Below are 23,377 nucleotides of genomic sequence, written 5' to 3'. Positions count from 1 at the left end.
TCACCGAAGCCGCAGACCGCGAGGCGTGCGTAGGAAGCCGGCATCGGCCAGGGCGGTGACCGCCAGGCTCGCCTGGCCGGCCCCGGCCTGTAGCACCGGCACTCCGTTGATTCGCTCGACCAATAGTGACCCGACCCGCCGGGTGGCGACCAGGTCGGCCAGCGCGATGGCCGCCGCAGCGTTGGCCTCGGGGTCGTCGGTGAAGGTCAGCAGCGTTCGCCCGCCTCGTTCGAGGAACCAGGCCAGGGCGCCATCCACCAGCACGACCAGTGCCCCGGCCTTGCGGCCTGGGCGGGCCCCGACGTTGGAACCGTCGTCGTCCGAAGTGGGCCACGGCAGCGCGGCGCCATAGGGGTTGGCCGGGTCGGCGGCGGCCAGCAGCACGGCCTGATATTGCGGACGCCGGCTGTCGGTGAAAGCGCTCGGATCGTCGAGGTAGCTGCGTAATCTGTCGACGGTGGCCGCGACGGCGAATTGCGCACCACCGAGCGACTCGACGAAGTAGCCGCGTTGGCATCGCCCGGCATCCTCAAACGCGCTCAACACCTTGTAGAGGGTCGCGAATCCGCCCGGAACACCTTCGGAGGCCACCGCACCCTTGGTCAGCACACCGTGTCGGTTCAGCAGCAGCTCGGCTTGGTAGTGGGCCCGCACCGTCGAGTCCGGCTCCGGCGGCGGCAGCAGCGACCAGCGGCCGGCCACGGTCGGGTCGACGGAACGGGGCTGGGCATGGGCGACGCTGTATCGGCTGAGCCGGGGTGGGCGGTGTCCGCGATGCGCGGGGGCGGAGCGTTTTCGGCTCCCCGGGCCGCCGCCACCGAGCAATGCCCGCACCGGCACGAACGTGTCGCCGCAGACCCGGCCGGCCCAGATCAGTTCCCACAGGGCGGCCTTGATCGCCGCCTCATCCGGTATGTCGCCGATGAGCTGGCGGAAGAAGTAGGCACCTCCGCCGGCCAGCGTGTCCAGGATCGCCCGGTGGGCTTCGCCGAACTCGATCTCGGCGGGTGCGGCCAGGGTCAACGGAGCCGAATCGGCAAGGTGCAGCGTCACCCAACCGTCACTGCCCGAAATGGATCCGGCGCCCGCCCAGGTGACTTCGCCGGTGGCAAGCAGCTCGTCGAGTATCGCCGGGGAATAGTCGCGCACCCGCGGGGCCAGCACCAGCGGTTCCAGCGCGGACGCGGGGATCCGCACGCCGGCGAGCTGATCGATCACCGATGCCAGCCGGTCAATGCCGCCGTGGCCCGAGTCGGCGCCGCCCACCTGGTGCCACTCCGGTAGGAAACGTCCGTAGGCAGCGGTGCTGACCGGCTCAACCTGGGCCCGCAGCGCGGCCAACGAACGGCGCCGCAAGATGCGCAATACCTCGGCATCGCACCACTGCTCGGACCCCGCGCCGCCAAAGACCCCGGTGGCGACGAAATCGCCACGCACCAAGCGCCCGTCGCTGGCCAGCCGGCCCAGTACATCGGCGGTCACCCGCAGCCCCAAGCCGAACCTGCCCGCGGCCTCGGCGGTGGTGAACGGCGGGTGGGTGCGTGCATAGCGGCCCAGCAGCTCGGCCAACGGGTCGGCCACCGCCTCGGTAAAGGCGGCCGGTAAGCCCACCGGAACCGCCGCGCCGACGCCGTCGCGCAGCCGGCCGATGTCCTCGACAGCCACCCACCAACTGTGGCCCGCGTAGGACACCTCCAGCGCGCGCCGCGCGGCACGCAGGCCCTCTAGCCAGCCGCCGATGTCGGTGCCGCCGGTGGTGTCGGACCGCGCCGCGACCTCGTCCTCGGTTAGTGGACCCAGCAGCCGCAGCAGATCCGCCACCCCTTCCGCGTCGCGGGCGGCCCGATCGGCGCACAGGTGCTGCAATTGGCCGCCGGTCGCGGCGATCACCTCGGGGTCCAGCAGCTCGCGCAGCTCGACGCGGCCGAGCAACTCGGCCAGCAGCGTGCTGTCCAGTGACAGTGCCGCGGCGCGGCGCTCGGCCAGCGGCACATCGCCCTCGTACATGAACGCGCCGACGTAGCCGAACAGCAGCGACGCCGCGAACGGCGAGGGCTTGGTGGTTTCGGTCTCGGCCACCCGAACCCGACGCTGGGCGATGTCGGTCATCAGGGTGGTCAGCGTCGGAACGTCATAGACATCCTGCAGACACTCGCGCACCGTTTCCAGCACCATCGGGAAGTCGGGGTACTTGCGCGCCACATCCAGCAGCTGCGCGGCGCGCTGGCGCTGGTGCCACAACGGTGACCGGCGGCCGGGATGGCGGCGGGGGAGCAGCAGCGCCCGGGCCGCCGACTCCCGGAATCGGGAGGCGAACAACGCCGAAGCGCCCACTTCGGCGGTCACGATCGCGTCGATCTCGTCGGCGTCGAAAAGGAACAGCTCGGCACCCGGGGGCGTTTCGGTGCCGGTGTCGGAAATGGTGTCGGGCAATCGAACCACGATGCCGTCATCGGAGGCCGTTGGCTTCTCGTCGAGGCCGTAGCGATCACGCAGTCGCCGGCCGACTGCCAGCGCTAGTGGGCCGTGCACCCGCAGGCCGTAGGGCGAGTGCAGGATTACCCGCCAGTCGCCGAGCTCGTCGCGGAAGCGCTCGACCAGCAGCGTGGTGTCGGTGGGTACCACCCGGGTCGCGGTCTTCTGGTCGTCGAGCAGTCCCCACAGGTTGTCCGTCGCGAAATCGTCGAAACCCAACCCCGCACAACGCTTGTCAAATTCCGCGCGGTCTAGCCGGGCCAACTCGCCGGTGAGCGCGCCCAGTGCGGCGCCCAGTTCGGCGGGGCGGCCGACATCGTCACCGCGCCAGAAGGGCAGCCGAGCGGGTTCGCCCGGAGCGGGTATCACCAGCACCCGGTCGTGGGTGATCTCGGTGATTCTCCAGCTGGTGGCACCCAGCGAGATCACGTCACCCGGCCGGGACTCGTAGACCATCTCCTCGTCGAGTTCGCCTACCCGAGAGGGCTTTTCCGCTTCGCTGGCCAGGTAGACGGTGAACAGGCCGCGGTCGGGGATGGCGCCGCCGGAGGTGACGGCCAGGCGCTGCGCCCCGGGGCGTGCGGTCAGCGTTCCGGTTCCGCGGTCGTAGACCAGTCGTGGGCGCAACTCGGCGAATTCGGTGGACGGATACTTGCCCGACAGCAGATCCAGCGTGGCCTCGAAGACGCTGCGCGGCAGGGTGGCGAAGGAAGCGCTGCGGCGCACGGTGTCGAACCATTGATCGGCGTCGAGCGGCTCCAGGGCGGCGGCGGCGACCGTGTGCTGGGCCAGGATGTCCAGCGGGTTGGCCGGCACCCGCATGGTCTCGATCTGGCCGGTGCGCATGCGCTGCACGCTGATCGCGCAGCCGAGTAGGTCGGTGCGGTGCTTGGGGAACAGCACCCCGCGGGAAACCTCGCCGACCTGGTGGCCGGCCCGCCCGATGCGTTGCAGGCCGCTGGCCACCGACGGCGGTGCTTCCACCTGAATCACCAGATCGACAGCCCCCATGTCGATCCCGAGTTCCAGGCTCGAGGTTGCCACCACCGCCTTGAGCGCTCCGCGTTTGAGGTCCTCCTCGACCTGGGCGCGCTGTTCCTTGCTGACCGAACCGTGGTGGGCCCGGGCCAGCAGGGGCGCAGCGCCGAAGGTCTGCCCACTGGCCATGATCTGGGCCGGGGCGCCGCCGGCGACCTGCGTGTTGGCCTCCGACGGGAGCGTCATGCCGGACCGCTCCGCGTGAATCTCGTTGAGCCGTGCGGTGAGCCGTTCGGCTAGTCGCCGCGAATTGGCAAACACGATGGTCGAGTTGTGCGACTCGATGAGGTCGACCAACCGAGACTCCACATCGGGCCAGATGGTGTTGTTCGCCAAGTTGGCCATGTCAGCCACCGGAACCTGCACCGCGAGGTCGAAGGTCTTGGCCGAATGCGGGGCGACGATGGTGGTCGGCGCCGATCCGGACAGGAACCGGGCGAGTTCCTCGGGCGGTCGTACGGTCGCCGATAGCCCGATGCGCTGCGCGGGGGGCCCGACGCGGCGATCGGGGGCCAGTTGGTCGAGTCGCTCCAGGGATAGCGCCAGGTGCGCTCCGCGCTTGGTGGCCGCGATCGCGTGGATCTCGTCGACGATGACGGTCTGCACCCCGGCCAACGTCTCGCGTGCGGCCGAGGTCAACATCAGAAACAGCGACTCCGGGGTGGTGATCAGCACGTCGGGCGGTCGCGTGATGAGTTGGCGGCGCACCGCCGGCGGTGTGTCCCCGGAGCGGACCCCGACGCTGATCTGCGGTGGGGGCAGACCCCGGCGTTCGGCAAGCCGGGTGAGCCCGGCCAGCGGCGTGCGCAGGTTGCGCTCCACATCGACCGCCAGGGCCTTCAGCGGCGATACGTAGAGCACCCGGGTGCCGGCCGTGCGGTCGGGGCAACGGGCCAGGCTGTCCAGGGCCCACAGGAACGCGGCGAGCGTCTTACCCGAGCCGGTCGGGGCGATCACCAACGTGTTGTCGCCGGCCGCGATGGCGGCCCAGGCGCTGGCCTGTGCTGGGGTGGGCGCGGCGAAGGTGTTGGTGAACCATTCGCGAGTGATCGCGCTGAACCGCCCCAGGGGTTCGGGGCCCAGGGGTTCGGGGCGCGCGGTGCTCACCTAGCCATGGTGCCAACGGGCACCGACAAAAACTATTGCGGCGTGTGTCGGGCGGTCGCCATCGCCTCGGCGAGCTCGCCGGGAATCTCGGGCACCCGCGCGATCGAGTCCAGCAGCGTGTGGGCACAGGCGTCGGCGAGGCGGTCGGCGTCGGTGCCGGGGTCCATGATCCGCTGGCGGCAGATTTCGAAGGTGAACGCCAACCAGCCGTAGATGATCACCCGCAGGTCACGCTCGACATGCTGGTCCAGCGCGGTGCTGCCCGGAATGCCGCTCACGACTTGGCCGATCCGGGTCATGATGTGTTCCATCTGGCGGTTCTTGGCCTCGTCATCGATGCCCAGCAGAACCGGATCGGAGCGTCCCAGGCCCACGTAGGCGGCCCAGGCGGCCTCCGGGTTGTGTTGGTGGTAGGCCATGTAGGCCAACACGCCGAGGCGGATCTCCTCGAACATCGTCATTCCGACGGGGGACTCGATGCTGGTGGCCTCGTAGAGCCGATCCGCCTCGTCCTTGACGACCGCCGCGAAGAACGCCCGTTTGTCCGGGAAGTAGTGATACATCAGCGCGCGCGAAGCCCCGGCGCGCTCCGCAATCTCATCGATGCGGACCTCGTCGTAAGGTCGCTTGCCGAAAACTTCCGCCCCCAGGGCGAGCAGTTCAGCGCGTCGATCCTCGGGGGATAACCGCCTTCTGGCTGTCGCCATGGGGAAGATACTACTCACGCGGCCAACGCCCTCCGCTAGCGCGCAGGCTCACCCAAACTGGACGCCCTGGGCCAGCGGCAGCTCGGTGGAGTAGTTGATGGTGTTGGTGGCGCGGCGCATATACGCCTTCCAGGCATCCGAACCGGACTCGCGGCCGCCGCCGGTCTGCTTCTCGCCGCCGAACGCCCCGCCGATCTCCGCGCCCGATGTCCCGATGTTGACGTTGGCGATCCCGCAGTCGGATGCGGCCAGGAAGCGCTCGGCCTCACGCAGGTCGTTGGTGAAGATCGCCGACGAGAGTCCCTGCGGTACAGCATTGTTGAGCGCGATCGCGTCATCTAGATCGTCGTAGGTGAGGACATAGAGGATGGGGGCGAAGGTTTCGGTCGCCACAATGGCGGTCTGCGCCGGCATCCGGACCACCGCCGGTGCGACGTAATAGCCGCCCGCGGGGCCGTCGCGGCGCGGGTTGGGGTCGATCACCTCGCCGCCCTCGGCGCGCGCCTGGTCCAGCGCGCCCAGCATGTCGCGGTAGGCGGTCTCATGGATCAGCGGGCCGATCAGGGTCGCCGGATCGCACGGGTCGCCGACGGGCAGCGTGCGGCAGGCGGCGACGACGCGCGCCACCACATCGTCGGCCACGGAGCTGTGCACGATCAGGCGGCGCAGGCTGGTGCAGCGCTGCCCGGCGGTACCGGCGGCGGCGAACACGATGCCCCGCACCGCCAGGTCCAGGTCGGCCGATGGCGTCACAATGACCGCGTTGTTGCCGCCCAGTTCCAGCAGTACCCGGCCGAATCGCCGGGCGACCCGGGGCCCCACCTGCTGGCCCATGCGCACCGAACCCGTCGCGGACAGCAACGCGATGCGCGGGTCATCGACGAGTTGTTCGCCCAGCTCGGCCCCACCCAGCACCACAGCGCCCACCGACGGCGGCGCGCCGACGTCGGCCGCGGCCCGGGTCAGCAGTGCCTGGCAGGCCAGCGCCGTCAATGGCGCCAGCTCCGAGGGCTTCCACAGCACGGTGTCGCCGCACACCAGCGCCACCGCGGTGTTCCATGCCCAAACCGCAACCGGGAAGTTGAACGCGGTGATCACGCCGACCACACCGAGCGGATGCCAGGTCTCCATGAGCCGGTGCCCGGGGCGCTCGGAGGCGATGGTGAGACCGTAGAGCTGGCGGGACAGGCCGACCGCGAACTCGCAGATATCGATCATTTCCTGCACTTCGCCCAGCGCCTCGGAGCCGGTCTTGCCGACTTCGATCGTCACCAGCTCGGCCAGGTCGTGCTTGTGTGCGCTGATCAACTCACCGAGGCGGGCCACCAATGCGCCGCGCACCGGCGCCGGCGTGCTTCGCCATTGGGTGAACGCGGCCTGCGCGTCGGCGATGCTGCGCTCGGTCTGTTCGGCAGTGGTGGCGGTCAGGGTGAACAGCGTCTCGCAGGTGATAGGCGTGCTCGACGGCATCCCGTGTCCGCCCGGCTCGTCGAGGCTGGCGGTCACGCCGATCGCCTCGAACGCCTTGCGTACCCGGTTACGTAGCTCATCTGAGTGGGTCATTGGCCCCGCTCGCTCCTTTTCACTGTTTGTCGCTGTCTGTGGCTGCTTGTTGCCGATTGTCGCTGCGCCGTGCACCGTCATCGCGCCCGCTCGGTGGCGAGTGCATCGTAGAGCGAGTACGGGTCGTGAATGTCGCGGTCGATGGCCCCGGCCAGCCACCCCACGTGGTAATCGGGGTCGCTGTCCACGGCGCCGGCCGCCTGCCCGGTGCGGGTATCGCCGTCCAGGTTGGAGCGGAAGATGCCGGCCGCCGAGGCGGGCAGGAAGTCCTCATAGACGATAGGCGCCGACGGGTCACCGCCGCGGTAATAGGCCAGACCCTGCGCCGCCATTTCGGCATCGGTCGCCGGAAAGTGGTCGCTCCAGATCGTGGCTGGGTCCCCGGCGCCGGCGAGCCGTGCCATCGCGGCGTCGTAGCGCTCCCGTCCGCGTCGCGTCAGCGCGACGCCGCGCGCCTCGACCTCGCCGAACCGCACCCGCAGGCTGCCTTCGGTGACGGTGCCATCGGCACCGCGGAACAGTCGCGGCTCGGCCAATGCGCGAAACGACGTCTGGCGCAACAGCACCGCGGGTCCGACGGTGCGCGGCGGACCCTGGATCGCCTCGATCATGGTGATGCCGCGCCCGGTCATCCTCGCGTAGAGGTCGTCGATGTCGAGCACGCGTGGCGTGAGGTGGTTGATGTGGGTCGAGCCGACCCCCGCGATGTCGGCCGCCACCGCCGATACCCGCGAGAGCTCGTCGTACCACGCCTTGTCGATCGGCTCGCGCGAGAGCGCGAACGCCGCCACGGCTTTGGCGACGAAGTCCGGTGCCTGCGCGGCGTCGCAGCCGCCTTCGGCGGCGATCACCCGGGCCTGGGCCAGCAGCGCGGGGTCGAACAGCTGCCGGCGGCCCAGAAATGTCAGCACTCGCGCGCGCAGCCCGGAATCGAAGAACCGGCTGTCGCCGGTGGCCAGCATCGAGGTGAACACCCGAAAGGGGTTGTTCGCCAATTCTTCGGCGTCGATTGGGCGGAATGCGGTGGATACCACGGGAATCGGCGACCGGGCCGAGCGCAGGTCGTAGAAGCCCACCGCGAACATGCCGAACGCGGCGAACAGGTCGGCGACGGCGGCAAGTTCGGCGGGGCTGCCCACCCGGATGGCGCCGTGGCGCTCGGCGGTGACCCGCTGCAGTGATCCCAGCCGTTCGGCGCCGGAGTGCGCTGCCACACAGTCACGGTTCACCTCTGCGGTGACGTCCACCAGCGTGCTGTATGCGGGGACTTCGCCGGCGTACATGGCCGACAGTCCCGCGGCGAAGCGGGCCCGCAGTTCCCAGGTAGCCAGCTTATTCGTCGAACTCATGGTGTGCCCTGGCTGCTGCGATAGTCTGCGCCCATGGGTGAGACGCTCGACGACATCGACCGGATCCTGGTGCGCCAGCTGGTCTCCGACGGGCGTGCGACCCTTGCGGAGCTGGCGGCCAGTGCCGGTCTTTCGGTCTCGGCGGTCCAGTCGCGGGTGCGCAGACTGGAGTCACGCGGTGTGGTGACCGGGTACTCAGCGCGCGTCGACCCCGAGTCGGTGGGGCACTTTCTATCGGCGTTCGTGGCGATTACTCCTCTTGATCCTTCCCAACCCGATGATGCGCCCGCCCGTCTGGAACACATCCATGAGGTTGAGTCGTGTCATTCGGTGGCCGGTGAAGAGAGCTATGTCCTGCTGGTGCGGGTTGTCTCCGCGCGGGCGCTGGAGGACCTGCTGCAGCGGATCCGGGCGACCGCTAACGTGCGCACGCGAAGCGCCATCATTTTGAATACTTTTTACAGTTATCGGCAGTTTATACCATAATCTTTCCGGCCCAAGGGTCATGTTTTCGTAAATAACACGCTAGCATGGTCGGCATGACCGCCGCCGTGAGATCCACCGTGCCTGCATGCCAGCAAATAGAAGCAGATGACGTCCAGGAGGTGCTGGGGCGCAGCATGCTGGTCGATGGCTTCGACCTGGTGCTCGATCTGTCCCAATCCGCCGGCTCGTATCTGGTCGACGCCCGAACCGGTCGGCGCTACCTGGACATGTTCACTTTCTTCGCCTCGTCGGCATTGGGGATGAACCACCCGGGGTTGGCCGAGGACGAGCAGTTCCGCGCCGAACTACTCGAGGCGGCGCTGAACAAGCCCAGCAACGCCGACGTGTACTCGGTGCCGATGGCGCGCTTCGTCCAGACCTTCGTGCGAGTGCTGGGCGACCCGGCACTGCCGCACCTGTTCTTCGTCGACGGTGGCGCATTGGCTGTCGAAAACGCGCTGAAGGTGGCTTTCGACTGGAAGAGCCGGCACAACCAGGCACTCGGTATCGATGCGGGGCTGGGCACCAAGGTGTTGCACCTGCGCGGGGCGTTTCACGGCCGCAGCGGCTACACGTTGTCGCTGACCAACACCAAGCCGGTCAATGTCGCCCGCTTCCCGACGTTCGACTGGCCGCGCATCGATGCTCCATACATTCGGCCGGATGCCGACATGGATGCCGTGGAGGCGGAGTCCTTGGCTCAGGCCCGCGCCGCGTTCGAGGCGCACCCGCACGACATTGCCTGCTTTATCGCCGAACCCATTCAAGGTGAAGGTGGTGACCGGCATTTCCGGCCCGAGTTCTTCGGGGCGATGCGACGGCTCTGCGACGAGCACGATGCGCTGCTGATCTTCGACGAGGTCCAGACGGGTTGCGCAATGACCGGTACCCCCTGGGCTTACCAGCAGCTCGGGGTGAAACCCGATGTGGTGGCGTTCGGCAAGAAGACCCAGGTGTGCGGGGTGATGGCCGGCCGCCGGGTCGACGAGATCGTCGACAACGTGTTTGCCGCCTCGTCGCGGCTCAACTCGACCTGGGGCGGCAATCTCACCGACATGGTGCGCGCCCGCCGCATTCTGGAAGTGATCGAGGCCGAAGGATTGGTCGATAACGCGGCCGAGCAGGGTCGCTACCTGCGTGCCCAATTCGACGAGCTGGCCAAGGACCTGCCGGCGGTGGTTCTGCATCCCCGTGGGCGTGGCCTGATGTGCGCCTTCGACCTGCCGACCACCGCCGATCGCGACGAATTGATTCAGCGTCTGTGGCAGCGGGCGGTCATTGCGTTGCCGGCCGGTAAGGTCAGTGTGCGATTTCGTCCCGCGCTCACCGTCGGTCGCGACGAAATCGATCTGGCAATTGCGGCCGTGCGTAGCGCATTATCGGCTATGACCTGAGCCGCGCGCTGTTTATCCCAGCTCCCGGCGGGGTATTCGGTTTGCTGTGTATCCGCAGAACGCAGGATTGGGGTTCAGGATGCAAAGGGTGCATGAGCGATCGGACGGTGATCGCCTCGGACAGGATGACGAAGAGGTCCGAGCTGCTATCCGCTTTGCGGCCCTGGCGGCCAGCGCTGTCGTCGGCTTCCTCATCATGGCGGCGTTATGGGTCAGTACGTGCGGCGGACGCGCAGGAGTCGACACCGCGGCGTGTGGCATGCCCGAGCGCACCTTGCTCGCGCTCGGGGCGCCGGCGATCCTGTTCGCCAGCGGGATATGGGCCTTCGTGCGCACCTATCGCGTGTGGCGTGACGGGGGCACCTGGTGGGGGTGGCACGGCGCCGGCTGGTTTTTGCTGACGCTGATGGTGGTGGCTCTTTCCCTGGGCGTTCCGTCAATTGCGGGTCCGGTACTGGCACTTTGACAAATAATTTGCCCTGATCACTCCACATCCTGTTCGGGGAGTTCTACCGTTGAAGGTAATGCCTGGTAATGGCAGCAATCGCGGGATAGAACGGGATAGTAGAGGAGGAGCCATGGGGGACACCTATCGTGACCCCGTCGACCACTTGCGGACGACGCGGCCACTCGCAGGCGAGTCGCTGATCGACGTGCTGCACTGGCCTGGGTACCTCTTGGTCGTGGCGGGCGTAATCGGCGGCGTCGGGTCGCTGGCGGCCTTCGGTACCGGGCATCACTCCGAGGGCATGGCTTCCGGCGTGGTCGCGCTCACTGTCGCCGTGGTCGGTTTGATCTGGCTGGCGTTCGAGCATCGACGGGTTCGCAGGATTGCCGATCGCCGGTACAGCGAACACCCCGAAGTCCGTCGACAGCGGCTGGCCAGCTAGACGCCATTGGTGAGCACCCCGTCGTCGCTTGGCGGCTGCGGAGTCCGCCCCCCTGCCGCGCCGGTGCTTGTTGGTGTTTGTCGCGGCTGCGGGGGTGGGGCATCTCGGCGGTACCCGGTGCGCGAAGAAACATGCAATCGAAAATCGATTCGCGGTTTTACCGGCGGTAGCGACTGGGTATCAGGTCTAAACCATGATGAGTACCGGCATTGTTGCGTCCGCGTTGTCACCCCATCATGGGGGACAAAATCGCCAAAGCACCGACCTAGATTTCCACTGCGACCACGATCACGACGACCGACGTCATCCCGGCAAACATCGCGATTTGCTCGAGCCGGCGCGTCCGGACTGTGTCGGTCCCGCCCGCCTCGCCGGTAGCTGGTTGAATACCCGGTGGCGATCATGACCAACCGGCTGCAACGCTGGGCCCAAAGCGGGACTCAAAGCGAGAGTACTGTCGGTGCAAAATTGCCGGGAGGCCAGATGACCGATGCGGATCCGCGCATCAACAAGCGCGAACGCGGCCACCGTGCCGTCGAACTCAACGTTGCTGCGCGCTTGGAGAACCTGTCGATGCTGCGCACCCTGGTTGGTGCCATCGGCACGTTTGAAGACTTGGATTTCGACGCTGTGGCAGACCTGCGGCTGGCAGTCGACGAGGTGTGTACTCGGCTGATCCGTTCGGCCACACCGGACGCCACGCTGACCCTGGTGGTGGACCCGCGCGACGACGAACTTGTGGTCCAGGCCTCTGCCGCGTGCGGTACGCACGACGTGGTGGCGCCGGGAAGTTTCAGCTGGCATGTGCTGACATCGCTGGCCGACGATGTTCAGACATTTCACGATGGTCGCCCACCTGAGGCAGCCGGCAGCGTGTTCGGCATCATGTTGACGGCTCGAAGGGTGGCCTCCGGCAGGTGACCTCCCGAACTGCCGGCGGTTCCTCTTCACGACCCAACGAATACGCCGATGTCCCGGAGATGTTTCGTGAGTTGGCCACCTTCGATGCCGACTCACCGAATTTCCAGCGCCACCGCGACACGATCGTCGAGCGCTGCTTGCCGTTGGCCGATCACATCGCCCGGCGGTTCGAGGGACGTGGCGAACCACGCGATGACCTGGTTCAGGTCGCGAGGGTCGGGCTGTTCAACGCGGTGGTCCGCTTCGATGTCGAGACGGGTTCGGATTTCGTCTCGTTCGCGGTGCCCACCATCATGGGCGAGGTCCGGCGGCATTTCCGCGACAACAGTTGGTCGGTCAAGGTTCCGCGGCGGCTGAAGGAACTGCATCTGCGGTTGGGCGCGGCCACCGCCGAGCTGTCGCAGCGGCTGGGCAGGGCGCCCACCGCGACCGAACTTGCCGCCGAGCTCGAGATGGACCGAGCCGAGGTAGTCGAGGGCTTGGTAGCGGGCAGCTCCTACAACACCTTGTCCATTGACAGCGGTAGCGGTAGCGAGGACGACGACGCCCGCGCTATCGCGGACACGTTGGGTGACATGGACGCCGGTTTGGATCGGATCGAAGATCGCGAGTCGCTTCGTCCCTTGCTCGAGGCGCTGCCCGAGCGGGAGCGAACGGTTCTGGTGCTGAGGTTTTTCGACTCGATGACACAAACGCAGATCGCCGAACGGGTGGGCATCTCACAGATGCACGTCTCGCGGCTGCTGGCCAAGTCCCTGGCGCGGCTGCGCGATCAGCTCGAGTAAGCGCGGCCGCGCGTCCCGTTCGCGGCCGGTTTTCGCGTGCCCTAGTGTCCGTTGACCGATGTCACGTCTCGAACAACATGAGCGCGACCCGCTCCGCAGTTGCGATCGGATCCGTGCATTCGCCCGGGTCCGACGGCAGCACGCCGTTGAGCCACAGCATCGAGAAGCCATGGATGAGCGACCAAGCCGCGAGTTCGGCGCCGTGGCGATCCGCCACGGCTTTTGGATCTTGGAGCAGTGAGGCGCCCCGGGCGAGCTCCATCGAGGCGGCCGCGTGCGCGGCGGCCAGATCGCTATCCGTGCGGTCGATCAGGGACCAGTCGAACATCACCGCGTAGTGGCCCGGATGCCCGATCGCAAAGCGGACGTAGGCGCGGGCACCGTCGAGGAAGTTTCCGCGGGCCTCACGCAGTGCTTCGGCAAGCAACATGAAGCCTTGCGCCGCTAGTGCGGTGAACAATCCGCGCCGGTCGGTGAAGTGGTGGCCATAGGCATTGTGCGACACGCCAGCGCGGCGGGCCAGCTCACGCACCGACACGGCGCCAACTCCGCGCTCGGCGACCAGGGTGGCCGCTTCGGTCAGGATCGCGTCGCGCAGACCGCCATGGTGATACTGCGAGCGTTCACTCATTCGAGCATCGTACGAGTTGGCCCTGAGCCGCCACGCGTTAGCTCATGGTAAGTCAACGAGGCGGGTCCGGCCCTTCGGTCGACAGGTAGGCCAACCCGTGGCGGGAGATTCGGCCCAGCTTATCGACGTTGGCGTGCCGCAGTTCCGCAGCGTCGGGACGCCGTTCGGCTACCGATACCGGTGGCTCATCAAAGTTTGCCGACTAACGCCTGCTTGTCTCGTTCTGACGCGCTGATCGTGGCTCTTGCCGGAAGATCCGCTGTGTTACGGACGTCACAGGCTAACTACGTTTGCCGATCAGCGGCGTTGCGTCGAATCCTCTATTGAATACCGGCGCCGCGAGCAAAAAGCTATGACCTGCTAGTAATTGATCGTTCTGGCTCTGCGTCGCGGCAGCCCGCCGTCTGCCGCCTCGCCAATCGGAACATTCAGCTAACTTCACGCCGAGCCGTGTAGCCAATGTCAAGTCGCCAATATCAATATTTCACGTTGACAATGACAACATAGCCATGTACCTAAAGGGGCGTGACCGCATCGCGCGGTCTTGTGGTCCCCCTGGGCAGGGAATGCGCGCCGCCCTTGTGTCGCGTGGCAGGTAGCCGTGGCGAATGAGCTGAGGAGTTTCATATGACGGCTGGTACCCCGACGGTCTCGCAATGCCCTGGTGAGGACGACGGGGACCAGGCAGCCCGGTGGGTAGCGGCTTCGGCATCGTTGACCCTTGATCGGTCGTTGCATGAACTCGCCGACGCGGGACACTTCGGACACATCAGTGCCGGAGCCGACGGATCCGCGGTCGATCTCGCCGAGCTCAGTGCGATCGTGGAGCGCGTCGGTGGCATCGATGTCGGCCATGCGGCCCTGCTCGCGGTACATCACGGTGCGATGCAGACCGTCTTGCTCCATGGCAGCAGCCAAGCCCGTCAGCGATTCATCGATCCGATGCGCACCGCCCGGCTGCTGGGTTCCCTGGCGATCACCGAGCCCAGCGTGTCCGGTTCCAACCTGCGTGAACTGGTCAGCACAGCGATCCCCGACGGCTCCGACTGGGTGATCAGCGCCGCGAAATCCTGCATTACCGGTGCGGGATGCACCGGCGTGTTCGTGACTCTGGTGCCGTTCGCCGTCGACGGTGGCACCGCGTTGACCGCGGTGGCGATCCCGGCTGACAGTCCGGGGGTCAGCGTGCTGCCCCCTGAGAGAACCTTCGGATTGCGGTCCGTTCCGGTGTCGGGCATCCGCTTCGATGGGGTGCGGGTAGCGCCCTGGCAGATCCTCGGCGGGATTGGCGATGGGCTCGAGGTGATCGACCAGGGCCTGCGGATCGGCCGCGCTAGCGCCGGCGCGATTGGCCTGGGCGTGATGAAGCGATGCGCGCAGTTGATCTACCGCTTCGCGTCACAACGGGAGGTGAGCACCGGCCTGCTCATCACCGACCCGGTTGTCCAGCGCCGCACGGCGCGCATCGCCGCAGAGATCGAATCGATCGAGGCCCTGCTCGGCGTCGTCGCGACCGAGCCCGACACCCCGCAAGAGATCTTCCTGACGCTCAAGGTCGCCGCCTCCGAGTTCGCCTATCACGCCACCGACAACGCGATGCAGACGCTGGGATGGCGCGGCTACGTGGAGCGCAACCGGGTCGCCGCATTGATGCGAGACGTCCGGTTCCTGCGGATCGGGGAGGGGCCTTCGGAAGCCCTGCTGACCGAACTGGGCGCTCGCTTGGCCGCGCGATCGGACACCGTCTATGACTGGATGGCCAGCCGCGGCTCAGGCCGCGATGCGGCAAACCGGCTGCGGGAAATCGTGGACGAACTCGCTGCCGATACCTCGGTCAACAATTTTCACGACCTGGGCCGGCTTGGGGGCTGGGCGATCCTTGCGGCGGTGGCACCGCAAGGGTCGGCGGCGCAGGCGCTCATCGAGCGGGGTTGGGGTTTCGAACGGACCAAGGTGGGCGGGCGAGACGAGCACGCCAGCGGCTACGAACAGGCGCTACCTGCCTACGCCGATGCGGTCGGCACGCTTGATGAATTTCTCGCCGGCGACGCCGAGGTTGACCCGGCCCTGCATCCGCTTCGCCGGCGGGAGGCTGAACCGATCGTCGGTCCCCGGCGGCCGGGCGGGGATCACAGCATTCACGAACTCGTTGCCGCCCAGATCGAGCGCACCCCCCAGGCCATCGCCATTGAAGACGTTCACGGGGCCACGGTCACCTATGCCGAGCTGGGCGAGCGGGTCGACGCGTTCGCCGAACACCTAGCCGCGGCGGGGGTCCGACCCGGTGATGCCATCGGCGTCTTCCTCGGGCGCAGCGTTCACCTGGCCGTCGCGGACATGATCACCGATGCCGGTGTCAGTCGCGTTGTCGTCGACGATCAGACCCGGCCATTGGTTCCGGTCAACGCACCCGAGCTGATCGCGGCCGACCGCGCCGGCGCAGCGGTCGCGTCGATGCCGCCGCCCCAGCTCGATCCTGCTGAGCCGGCCTACCTCAACTTCACGTCGGGTTCTACCGGCCGCTCCAAAGCGGTGACCAGTTCGCACCGTGCATTCTGCAATCAGCTGCTGTGGCGGTGCGACGAATTCGGCCTTGGCGGCGATGATGCGTTGCTGCAGACGGCCGCACCCACATTCGACATCTTCATGTGGGAGATCTTCGGCCCGCTGGTGGCCGGTGCCCGGCTGGTGTTCAACCCGGGGGAGTGGGATCCGCACTCTATCGTCCAACGCGTCAGGCAGTCGAGCATCACGATGCTGCAGATCGTTCCCTCGCAGCTGGATGTGCTGCTCGAGGAGCCCGATCTTGGCCAGTGCATGACCTTGCGCTACGTGTTCTGCGGTGGTGAACCGTTGTCGCTGGCGCTGTGCCGGCGGTTTGCCGCCGTGTTGCCCCACGCCGAGCTGGTGAATCTGTACGGACCGACCGAGACGACCATCGATGCGACCTTCTGGCGTGTCGAAGTCGCCGACGAGGCATCCTGGGCGCCTATCGGACGTCCGATCGCCAACGCGTGCCTCTACGTTGTCGATCCGGAGGGCGCGCTGGCCGCCCCGGGGGGCGAAGGCGAGCTGTGGATCGGCGGTGCCGGCGTCACGATGGGCTACCTCGGCTCCCCGGCCATCACCGCGCAGCGTTTCCGCCGCGACGTCCGCTGCGCGCATCCCGGTGCCCGGGTCTATCGCACCGGTGATCGGGTACGCCAAAGACCCGACGGGACGCTGGAGTTCCTCGGTCGGATGGACCGGCAGCTCAAGGTGCATGGCGTGCGGATAGAACCGGCAGAGATCGAGCGAACCCTGTGTGAGCACCCGGGTGTGCAGCATGCGGTGGTCACCGTCAAAGAGCGCGCGCCCGGCGACAAGGCCCTGGCCGCCTATCTCATTTCCGACTCCCCGAACATGGAGCTGGATCTGGAGGCCGTGCTCAAGACCTGCCGCACCAAGTTGCCCGCCACGATGGTTCCGGCCGCGGTGATGGTGCTGGACTCGCTTCCCCGCACCTCGACCGGCAAGGTGGATATGGCCGCGCTACCAGCCGTTCCCTTCGCCGGTGCTGTCGGTGCTGCCGATGCTGACGCCGATGTGCGCGATGTGCCGCAGCGACTGATCGGACTGGCCAGAATCTGGGAAGAGATCCTCGGCCGGCCCGTCCTCGATCCCAATGCGGACTTCTTCCGCATCGGTGGGCATTCCCTTGCTGCGTTGCGGGTGATCATGCGGGTGCGTGAACGGATGGGCGTGGTCCTGCAGATGCGCGACTTCGTTTCGGCCGGGACCCCGACCGGCCTGCAAGACCTCATCGAGCAGAAACTGCGACAGGTCGCCACCGCCGCCGAGGTCGAGATGCTTGAACCGGCGCCCGTGGACCGGCGGGCGCCCCTGCCGCTGGCACCCATGCAGGCCAATCTGTGGTACCTGCAGCAGCTGGCACCGACGATGTCGGCCTACAACATCGTCGAGGCCGTGCACATTCGTGGCGAGGTGGACACTCGACGCTTGGAAGCCGCGTTCGCCGCGGTGCTCGGGCGGCACGAGGCGCTGCGGACGATCTTCCCCTATCAGCAGGGGCAGCCGGTCCAGGTTGTGCTGGCACCCGGCGGCGCCGCGCCGATCGAACATGCCGACCTTTGCGGCGGCGGCCAAGACGACGGCGATGCCCGCGCCCACGAGCTCATCGCCGAACTGGGGGCGCGCCCATTCGACCTGCAAAAGGATCTACCCATCCGAGTGCTGCTCATCGCGCTCGGCGCCGATGACCACTACCTGGCCTGGAGCGTGCACCACATCGCCGCCGACGGGTGGTCGGCCGCCGGACTGCTCAACGCCGAGCTGAGCAAGGCCTACGCGGCGCTGGGTAGGGCAGCGCGGCTGCTCCAGCTAAGCCTGCAACCAATCGACTACCACCACTGGGTGGCCGGGCAAATCACCTCCGGCGACCGCGCGGCGCTGGAGGGCTATTGGAGTGAGTATCTGCGCGATGCGCCGCCGGCGATCGATCTGCCCAGGGATTTCCCGCGCCCGCTGCGGGGTAGCTTCCGCGGGGCGCGAGTGCCGATCGTGATCGACGACGACGACCGGGCGGCGGTGCGAGCACTGGCTCGCGAGCATGGCGCGACCCCGTACAGCGTGCTGGTCGCGGCCTTCATGGCGTGGATCGCCAGCCGTGGCCGCCAGCGCGACATCGTGATCGGCGGCGTGACCGCCGGGCGTGAGCATTCCGGCATCGAGAACGTGATCGGCAACTTCGCCAGCACCCTGCCGTTGCGCTGCCGGCTGCGCGACAACCCCACGTTCGCCGACCTGGTCGTCCGCGCCCGCGATGAGGTCCAAGCCATGGTCGACCACAGTGCTTTGGCATTCCCCGACATCGTCAATGTGGTCCGCGCGGAGCGCGCTGGTACCCGCAACCCGATCTTCCAGGCCGTGGTCACGTTGTTCGACGGCGATATCGCCCCGGTGCGCATCGAGGGTGCCGAGGTCAGTCACGTGGCGGTCGACCCGGGGTCGGCCAAATTCGACTTGGTGGCGTCGTTTGCCGACGACGGGAAAACGCTGGGCGGTTTCCTGGAATACGACCGCGAGCTGTTCAAAGCGGCCACGGCCGAACGGCTGGCGGCCGAGCTGGTCGCGACCATCGGTTCGCTCACCCGAACACCCGAATGCCGCATCGAGGACTACGCCGTGGGCGGTGGGGCCTTCGTTGCGGTCACCCCAGCCCCGCTGACCCATGCCCAGCTGCGGATCTGGCTGCTCGACCGGAGGAACGCGGGTGGCCCGGAACTGTGTGCGCAGCGGTATTTCGACCTGCGCGGCAAGGTTGACGTCGAGCGGTTGCACGACGCCCTGGAGCTCCTTGCACAGCGCCACCCCGTGCTGCGGACCAGATTCCCCGAACGCGCGACCGGGCCGGTCCAGATAATCGGGGATGCCGAGCCGGTGCAAGTCCGCGATCTGCGCGGCCATGACCCAAGCGATCAGGAATCGCTACTGCGAGAGCTGGTCTGCGCGGATGCCGCCAGACCGATCGACATCACCACCGACTCTCCGCTGCGTGCGCTCATTCTTCGGCTGGCCGACGACCGGGTGGTGCTCGGACTCAACTACCACCAAATCGTTGCCGATGATTGGGCCGGGGCGACGATCTTGGCCGAACTGTCCCGGCTCTACGGCGCCCTGGGCGACGGGCCGCTCGATGATGAACCCCCCGTCGCGCCGACCATGGGGCAGCTGGCCCTGGCCGAGTCCGCCCAACCCCGCCATCGGCTGGAGGAAACCGACCTGCCGTTCTGGGACGAGATGCTCTCCGGCCTCCCGGGTCGCCTGGAGCTTCCCACTGATTTCCCGGCGCCGTCGGTGGCGTCGTTTTCCGGGGCCAGGTTCGAATCGCCGCTGCCCGATGATGTGCTCGAGCGGCTGGACCGGTTCGCGGCGCAGATCCAGGTGCAGCGGTCCACGGTGGTGCTGGCGATGTGGCAGTACCTGCTGCACCGCTACTCCCAGCAAGACGCGTTGCTGGTTGGGCTGCCGTTCCCGGCCCGCCCCGCCGGGGTGTCCGAGGCCGCGATCGGATATTTCGCAAACCTCCTGCCGGTGCGCGCGGATTTCTCGCCGGCGCTCACCTTGCGGTCGCTGACGACCGCGACCGCCGAGCGGCTGGCCGCGACGACGGCCCACGCCGACGTGCCCTTCGAAGAGCTGCGGGAGCGGTTCGCGGCGCGGGACAAGGCCGCGTCGCTGATCGAGGCGGCGTTCGTTCCGGAGGTCCCCGGCTCCTATCGGCCGACGCTGGACGGGCTCGACGTCACCCCGGTGCCACACGACCCCGGCCGTTCGCTGTTCTGGCTTTCGCTGTCCTTGCAGTCCGATGGGACCGCATTGCGGCTGGTGTTCGAATACCGCGATGCGTTGTGGGACGCACAGAGCATCGCGCGGATGGCCGCTCATCTGGTGACACTGCTGGCCGCGGGTCTCACCCAACCCGACGCCACGTTGGCCGAGTTCTCCATGCTCACCCAGGGCGAGACCGACCAGTTGCGGGCTCTGGATGGACGCCGCGAGATTCGGCCCGCACACCCTGCGCTGCACCGATGGTTCGAGGACCGGGTGCGAGTTGATCCGGACGCCGAAGCCGTCCGGTTCCTGGGGCGTGGGCTGACCTATGCCCAGCTGGACGCCGAGTCGAACCGGCTGGCCAGGTTACTGATCGCCGGTGGCGTGCGCCCCGGTGACAAGGTCGCGATGCTGCTCGAACGCACCCCGCTGATACCCATTGCGGTACTGGCCATCATCAAGACCGGCGCCGCCTATGTGCCGCTGGACCCGAGCTGGCCACCGCAACGAGCCGAACTCGTGCTGTGCGACTGCGCCCCGACGGCAATCCTCACCGAGACCGCGCTTCAACACGTGGTGGCCGACCATGACGCGCCGATCCTGCAGCTGGATGCGCTGGACCTCTCCGACCAGCCCGGGACCGGGGTCGACATCGAGGTGAACGACGACGACGTCGCCTATGTCATCTACACCTCGGGCTCGACCGGCCGCCCCAAGGGTGTCGAGGTTACCCACGCCAATGTGATGCGGCTGTTCAGCGCGACCGAGGGGCTCTTCGAGTTCACCAGCGCGGACCGTTGGACGATGTTCCACTCCATCGCCTTCGACTTCTCGGTTTGGGAGCTGTGGGGACCGCTTCTGTACGGCGGATGCGTGGTGATGGTGCCCTATCTGGAGACCCGGACCCCGCGCGCGTTTCGCGAATTGCTGTCACGTGAGCGGATCACCGTACTCAACCAGACGCCGTCCGCGTTTCGACTGCTGCGCGACGCTGACGCCGAGGCCGACACACCGCTGTATTTGCGCTACGTGATCTTTGGCGGCGAAAGGCTGACGTCCTCGGACCTGATCCCCTGGATCGAGGCACACGGCGATTCCCATCCCGACCTGATCAACATGTACGGCATCACCGAGACGACGGTGCATGTGACGTTTCGTCGATTGCGCCGCGAGGATGTGCTGGGCGGGCGGGGTTCGCGGATCGGACGCCCGATACCCGACCTCGAGTGCCTGCTCACCGACGCTGCCGGCAACCTGGTCCCGCTCGGTGTGCGCGGCGAGATCTGCGTGGCCGGTCCCGGGCTGGCAAAGGGCTACCTGGGGCAGCCGGAACTGACCGGTCAACGCTTTGTCCCACACCCGTTTCGCCCTCGGGAGCGGCTGTACCGAAGCGGCGACGTCGGACGGCGACTGCCGTCGGGCGAGATCGAGTACTTCGGCCGCCTCGATCACCAAGTCCAATTGCACGGTTTTCGGATCGAGCTCGGAGAGGTCGAAAACGCCGTCTCGGGGCTGGAAGAGGTGGTGGCCTGTCATGCGATGGTGCGCCACGACGACGACAAACCCCGGTTGGTGGCCTACGTGGTGACCTCGACCGGCGAGCAACTGCCGATCAGTTCCAGCCGCCAGAAGTTGGCCGCCCGCCTTCCCGGCTACATGCTCCCGTCAGCGATCGTCACCGTCGAATCCCTGCCACTGACCGCGAACGGCAAGATCGATCAGCGGGCGTTGCCGGCACCGATGGTGGCGGCCGGGGCGCCCAGCGCAACGCCGAGTGAGACCACCGACTCCACCCGGAATCTCGCCGCCTCGACGGTTGACCAGATCCGGCAGGTGTTCGCCGAGGTCCTGGGACTTCCCTCGGTCGGTGCTGACGACAACTTCTTCGATATCGGCGGCGACTCGATGCACGCGGTGCAGCTCTCGGCGAAGGCCAGAGCGTTGGGGCTGGCGGTGGAGGTTCAAGATCTCTTCCAGTGCCAGACGCCCGAGCAACTCGCGGCCGGCATGATCCGCACCGGTTCGGCCGGTGCGGCGCTGCAATCGGAGCCGCGAACGCCGATGGTCGAGGGTCCGCAACCCAGCGATCTGCCGCCGGGTGTGGAGGATGCCTACCCCCTGGCCGCCCTACAGGCCGGGATGCTGCTGCACAGCCGAGTCGATGGGCCGTGCATCTATCACGACGTGTTCAGCTATCTGGTAGACGCCCCGTGGGACGAGATCGCGTTCCGCGCCGCCGTCGACGTGGTCACCGCCCGGCACCCGATCCTGCGGACGACCTTTGATCTGTCCGGCTATTCGCGACCGCTACAGGTGGTGCGTGAAGAGGCGTGCACCCCACTGACGGTGATCGACCTGTCCGGGCAGAGCGCCGCCGAACAGGAGGCCACCGTGGCGGCCTGGATGGAAGCCGAATCGAGTGCGGCCATGCAGTGGCAAACCCAGACTCCGTTCGGGGTGGTGATCCACGTGCGCGATGGCGAACGCTTCGAACTGGGGCTGACGGTCCACCATGCGCTTCTGGATGGGTGGAGCGTGGCCGAACTTCAGCGTGACCTGCTCGTCAGCTACGACGCATTGCGGACCACCGGCGCGCCCCCGGCCCGACCGCGGCTGCAGAACCATTTTCGGGAATTTGTCATGCTCGAGAGCGAAGCCGAGGCCAGCCCGTCGAGGGCCTTCTGGCTCGATCGGCTACAGGGCTTCCAAACGCTGCGCTTCGCGGGTGACCGCCTGCAGCACGTCCGCCCCAAGTTCCGGTGGATCGAGCTGCCCGAGCGCATCGAGGCGGGCCTGGTGCGGATGGCTCGCAGTCGACACGTACCGCTGAAAAGCACGCTGCTGGCCGCCCACCTGGCGGTCAACGGCCGTCTCGGCGCCACCGACGACGTCCTGAGCGGGGTTGTCGTCAACGGCAGGCCCGAAACCGACGACTCGGCCAGCGCCCTGGGGATGTTCTTGAACACGGTCCCGTTGCGGATCAAGATGACGGCACCGGACTACGCCGGGCTGGTCGACCAGGCGTTCGCCGCCGAGCGCGACCTGTTGCCGCATCGTCGGGTGCCGTTGCGGGCAATCCGGCGTGACATCGGCATCGGCGGATTGTTCGAGACGGCGTTTAACTTCGTCAGCTTCGACAAGGCCGGTGCCAGTGAGCGCACACCGGTTTCCGCGGGTGCCAGGGATTCGAGAACCTTGCGGCGCAAGATGATCGCCCACACCAATCTGCCGTTGGTCACCATATTCGCCCGCGAGTACGGTGCCCTCGGCATCGGCATCGAATACGATCCGCGGCTGGTTTCCGACGAACAGTTCGACGCGATTGTCGCCGCCTATCTGGATGCCATCGAAGCCATCGCCGATGGTGGATCAGCTCGACTTCCGGTGTTTCGGCACGAGACGGAGTTGAACTTCCTTCGCCCGACGGGTCTGGTGGCGCCACACGTGGCGGCCAACCCCCAGGAAGTCACCCGCAGGCAGCTGGAGCGGATCTGGGAGCGGGTTCTGGGCCATCCCGTGGTCGGTACGGATTCGGTGCGCGATTGCGGCGGCGACTCCATCGACGCTTTGGTCATCGGTGAGCACATCGCCACCGAATTCAAGTGCGATCCGCCCCTTGCCGAACTCCTCGACGGTGCCACCGTGCATTCGCTGGCGTCGACGCTGACGCCGGCGGGCACCGGGTGAAATCTGTGGCC

General features: G+C 67.3%; 12 protein-coding genes. 7 read left to right on the top strand and 5 right to left on the bottom strand.

The annotated features are described in order from the left end of the window. From MMSP_RS22065 to MMSP_RS22050, 4 genes are all read right to left on the bottom strand, one after another. On the bottom strand, positions 1–4,596 hold the full coding sequence (locus tag MMSP_RS22065) for an ATP-dependent helicase (protein WP_174524048.1): 4,596 nt from the start codon (positions 4,594–4,596) through the stop codon (positions 1–3). A gap of 56 nt (positions 4,597–4,652) precedes the next feature. Beyond that, positions 4,653–5,327, bottom strand: coding sequence for a TetR/AcrR family transcriptional regulator (locus MMSP_RS22060; RefSeq protein ID WP_020788410.1), 675 nt, complete (start codon positions 5,325–5,327; stop codon positions 4,653–4,655). Between the two features lie 48 nt (positions 5,328–5,375). After that, entirely contained in the window at positions 5,376–6,890 is a 1,515-nt protein-coding gene (locus tag MMSP_RS22055) for an aldehyde dehydrogenase family protein (protein WP_020727300.1), read from the bottom strand. Between the two features lie 77 nt (positions 6,891–6,967). Beyond that, entirely contained in the window at positions 6,968–8,239 is a 1,272-nt protein-coding gene (locus MMSP_RS22050; RefSeq protein WP_020788409.1) for a VOC family protein, read from the bottom strand. A 33-nt stretch (positions 8,240–8,272) separates the two neighbouring features. On the opposite strand from MMSP_RS22050, the gene MMSP_RS22045 reads away from it, so the two are divergent. The 6 genes from MMSP_RS22045 (at position 8,273) to MMSP_RS22020 (ending at position 12,715) form a co-directional block, all read left to right on the top strand. After that, positions 8,273–8,725 carry an Lrp/AsnC family transcriptional regulator gene (locus tag MMSP_RS22045; RefSeq protein ID WP_020788408.1) on the top strand — a complete coding sequence of 151 codons (453 nt, stop codon included), beginning with the start codon at positions 8,273–8,275 and terminating at the stop codon, positions 8,723–8,725. Positions 8,726–8,778: 53 nt separating this feature from the next. Beyond that, positions 8,779–10,119: an L-lysine 6-transaminase gene (gene lat / locus MMSP_RS22040; RefSeq protein WP_036427482.1), complete on the top strand. Its 1,341-nt coding sequence runs from the start codon at positions 8,779–8,781 to the stop codon at positions 10,117–10,119. A 79-nt stretch (positions 10,120–10,198) separates the two neighbouring features. Beyond that, complete coding sequence (locus MMSP_RS22035) at positions 10,199–10,585, top strand: hypothetical protein (RefSeq protein ID WP_036426866.1); 387 nt, start codon at positions 10,199–10,201, stop codon at positions 10,583–10,585. Positions 10,586–10,697: 112 nt separating this feature from the next. Further along, on the top strand, positions 10,698–11,009 hold the full coding sequence (usfY, locus tag MMSP_RS22030; RefSeq protein ID WP_020788405.1) for a protein UsfY: 312 nt from the start codon (positions 10,698–10,700) through the stop codon (positions 11,007–11,009). A gap of 483 nt (positions 11,010–11,492) precedes the next feature. Beyond that, positions 11,493–11,930 (top strand): anti-sigma factor RsbW, encoded by a 438-nt coding sequence (locus MMSP_RS22025; RefSeq protein WP_015354822.1) that lies wholly within the window; start codon positions 11,493–11,495, stop codon positions 11,928–11,930. After that, entirely contained in the window at positions 11,927–12,715 is a 789-nt protein-coding gene (locus tag MMSP_RS22020; protein WP_020788404.1) for an RNA polymerase sigma factor SigF, read from the top strand. The genes MMSP_RS22025 and MMSP_RS22020 overlap by 4 nt, the downstream gene beginning before the upstream one ends. 61 nt (positions 12,716–12,776) lie before the next feature. Here MMSP_RS22020 and MMSP_RS22015 read toward each other — a convergent pair whose 3' ends face one another. Beyond that, a complete protein-coding gene (locus MMSP_RS22015) occupies positions 12,777–13,346 on the bottom strand; it encodes a TetR/AcrR family transcriptional regulator (RefSeq protein WP_012393123.1) in 570 nt (189 codons plus the stop codon). Between the two features lie 627 nt (positions 13,347–13,973). Between MMSP_RS22015 and MMSP_RS22010 the strand changes: the two genes are divergently transcribed. Beyond that, positions 13,974–23,366, top strand: coding sequence for a non-ribosomal peptide synthetase (locus MMSP_RS22010; protein ID WP_020788403.1), 9,393 nt, complete (start codon positions 13,974–13,976; stop codon positions 23,364–23,366). Positions 23,367–23,377: the final 11 nt, after the last annotated feature.

The organism is Mycobacterium sp. 012931 (genome assembly GCF_000419295.1).
Classification (GTDB): Bacteria; Actinomycetota; Actinomycetes; order Mycobacteriales; family Mycobacteriaceae; genus Mycobacterium; species Mycobacterium marinum.
Note: the sequence above shows the minus strand (reverse complement) of the source record. Positions and strands in the feature narration are given on the sequence as shown.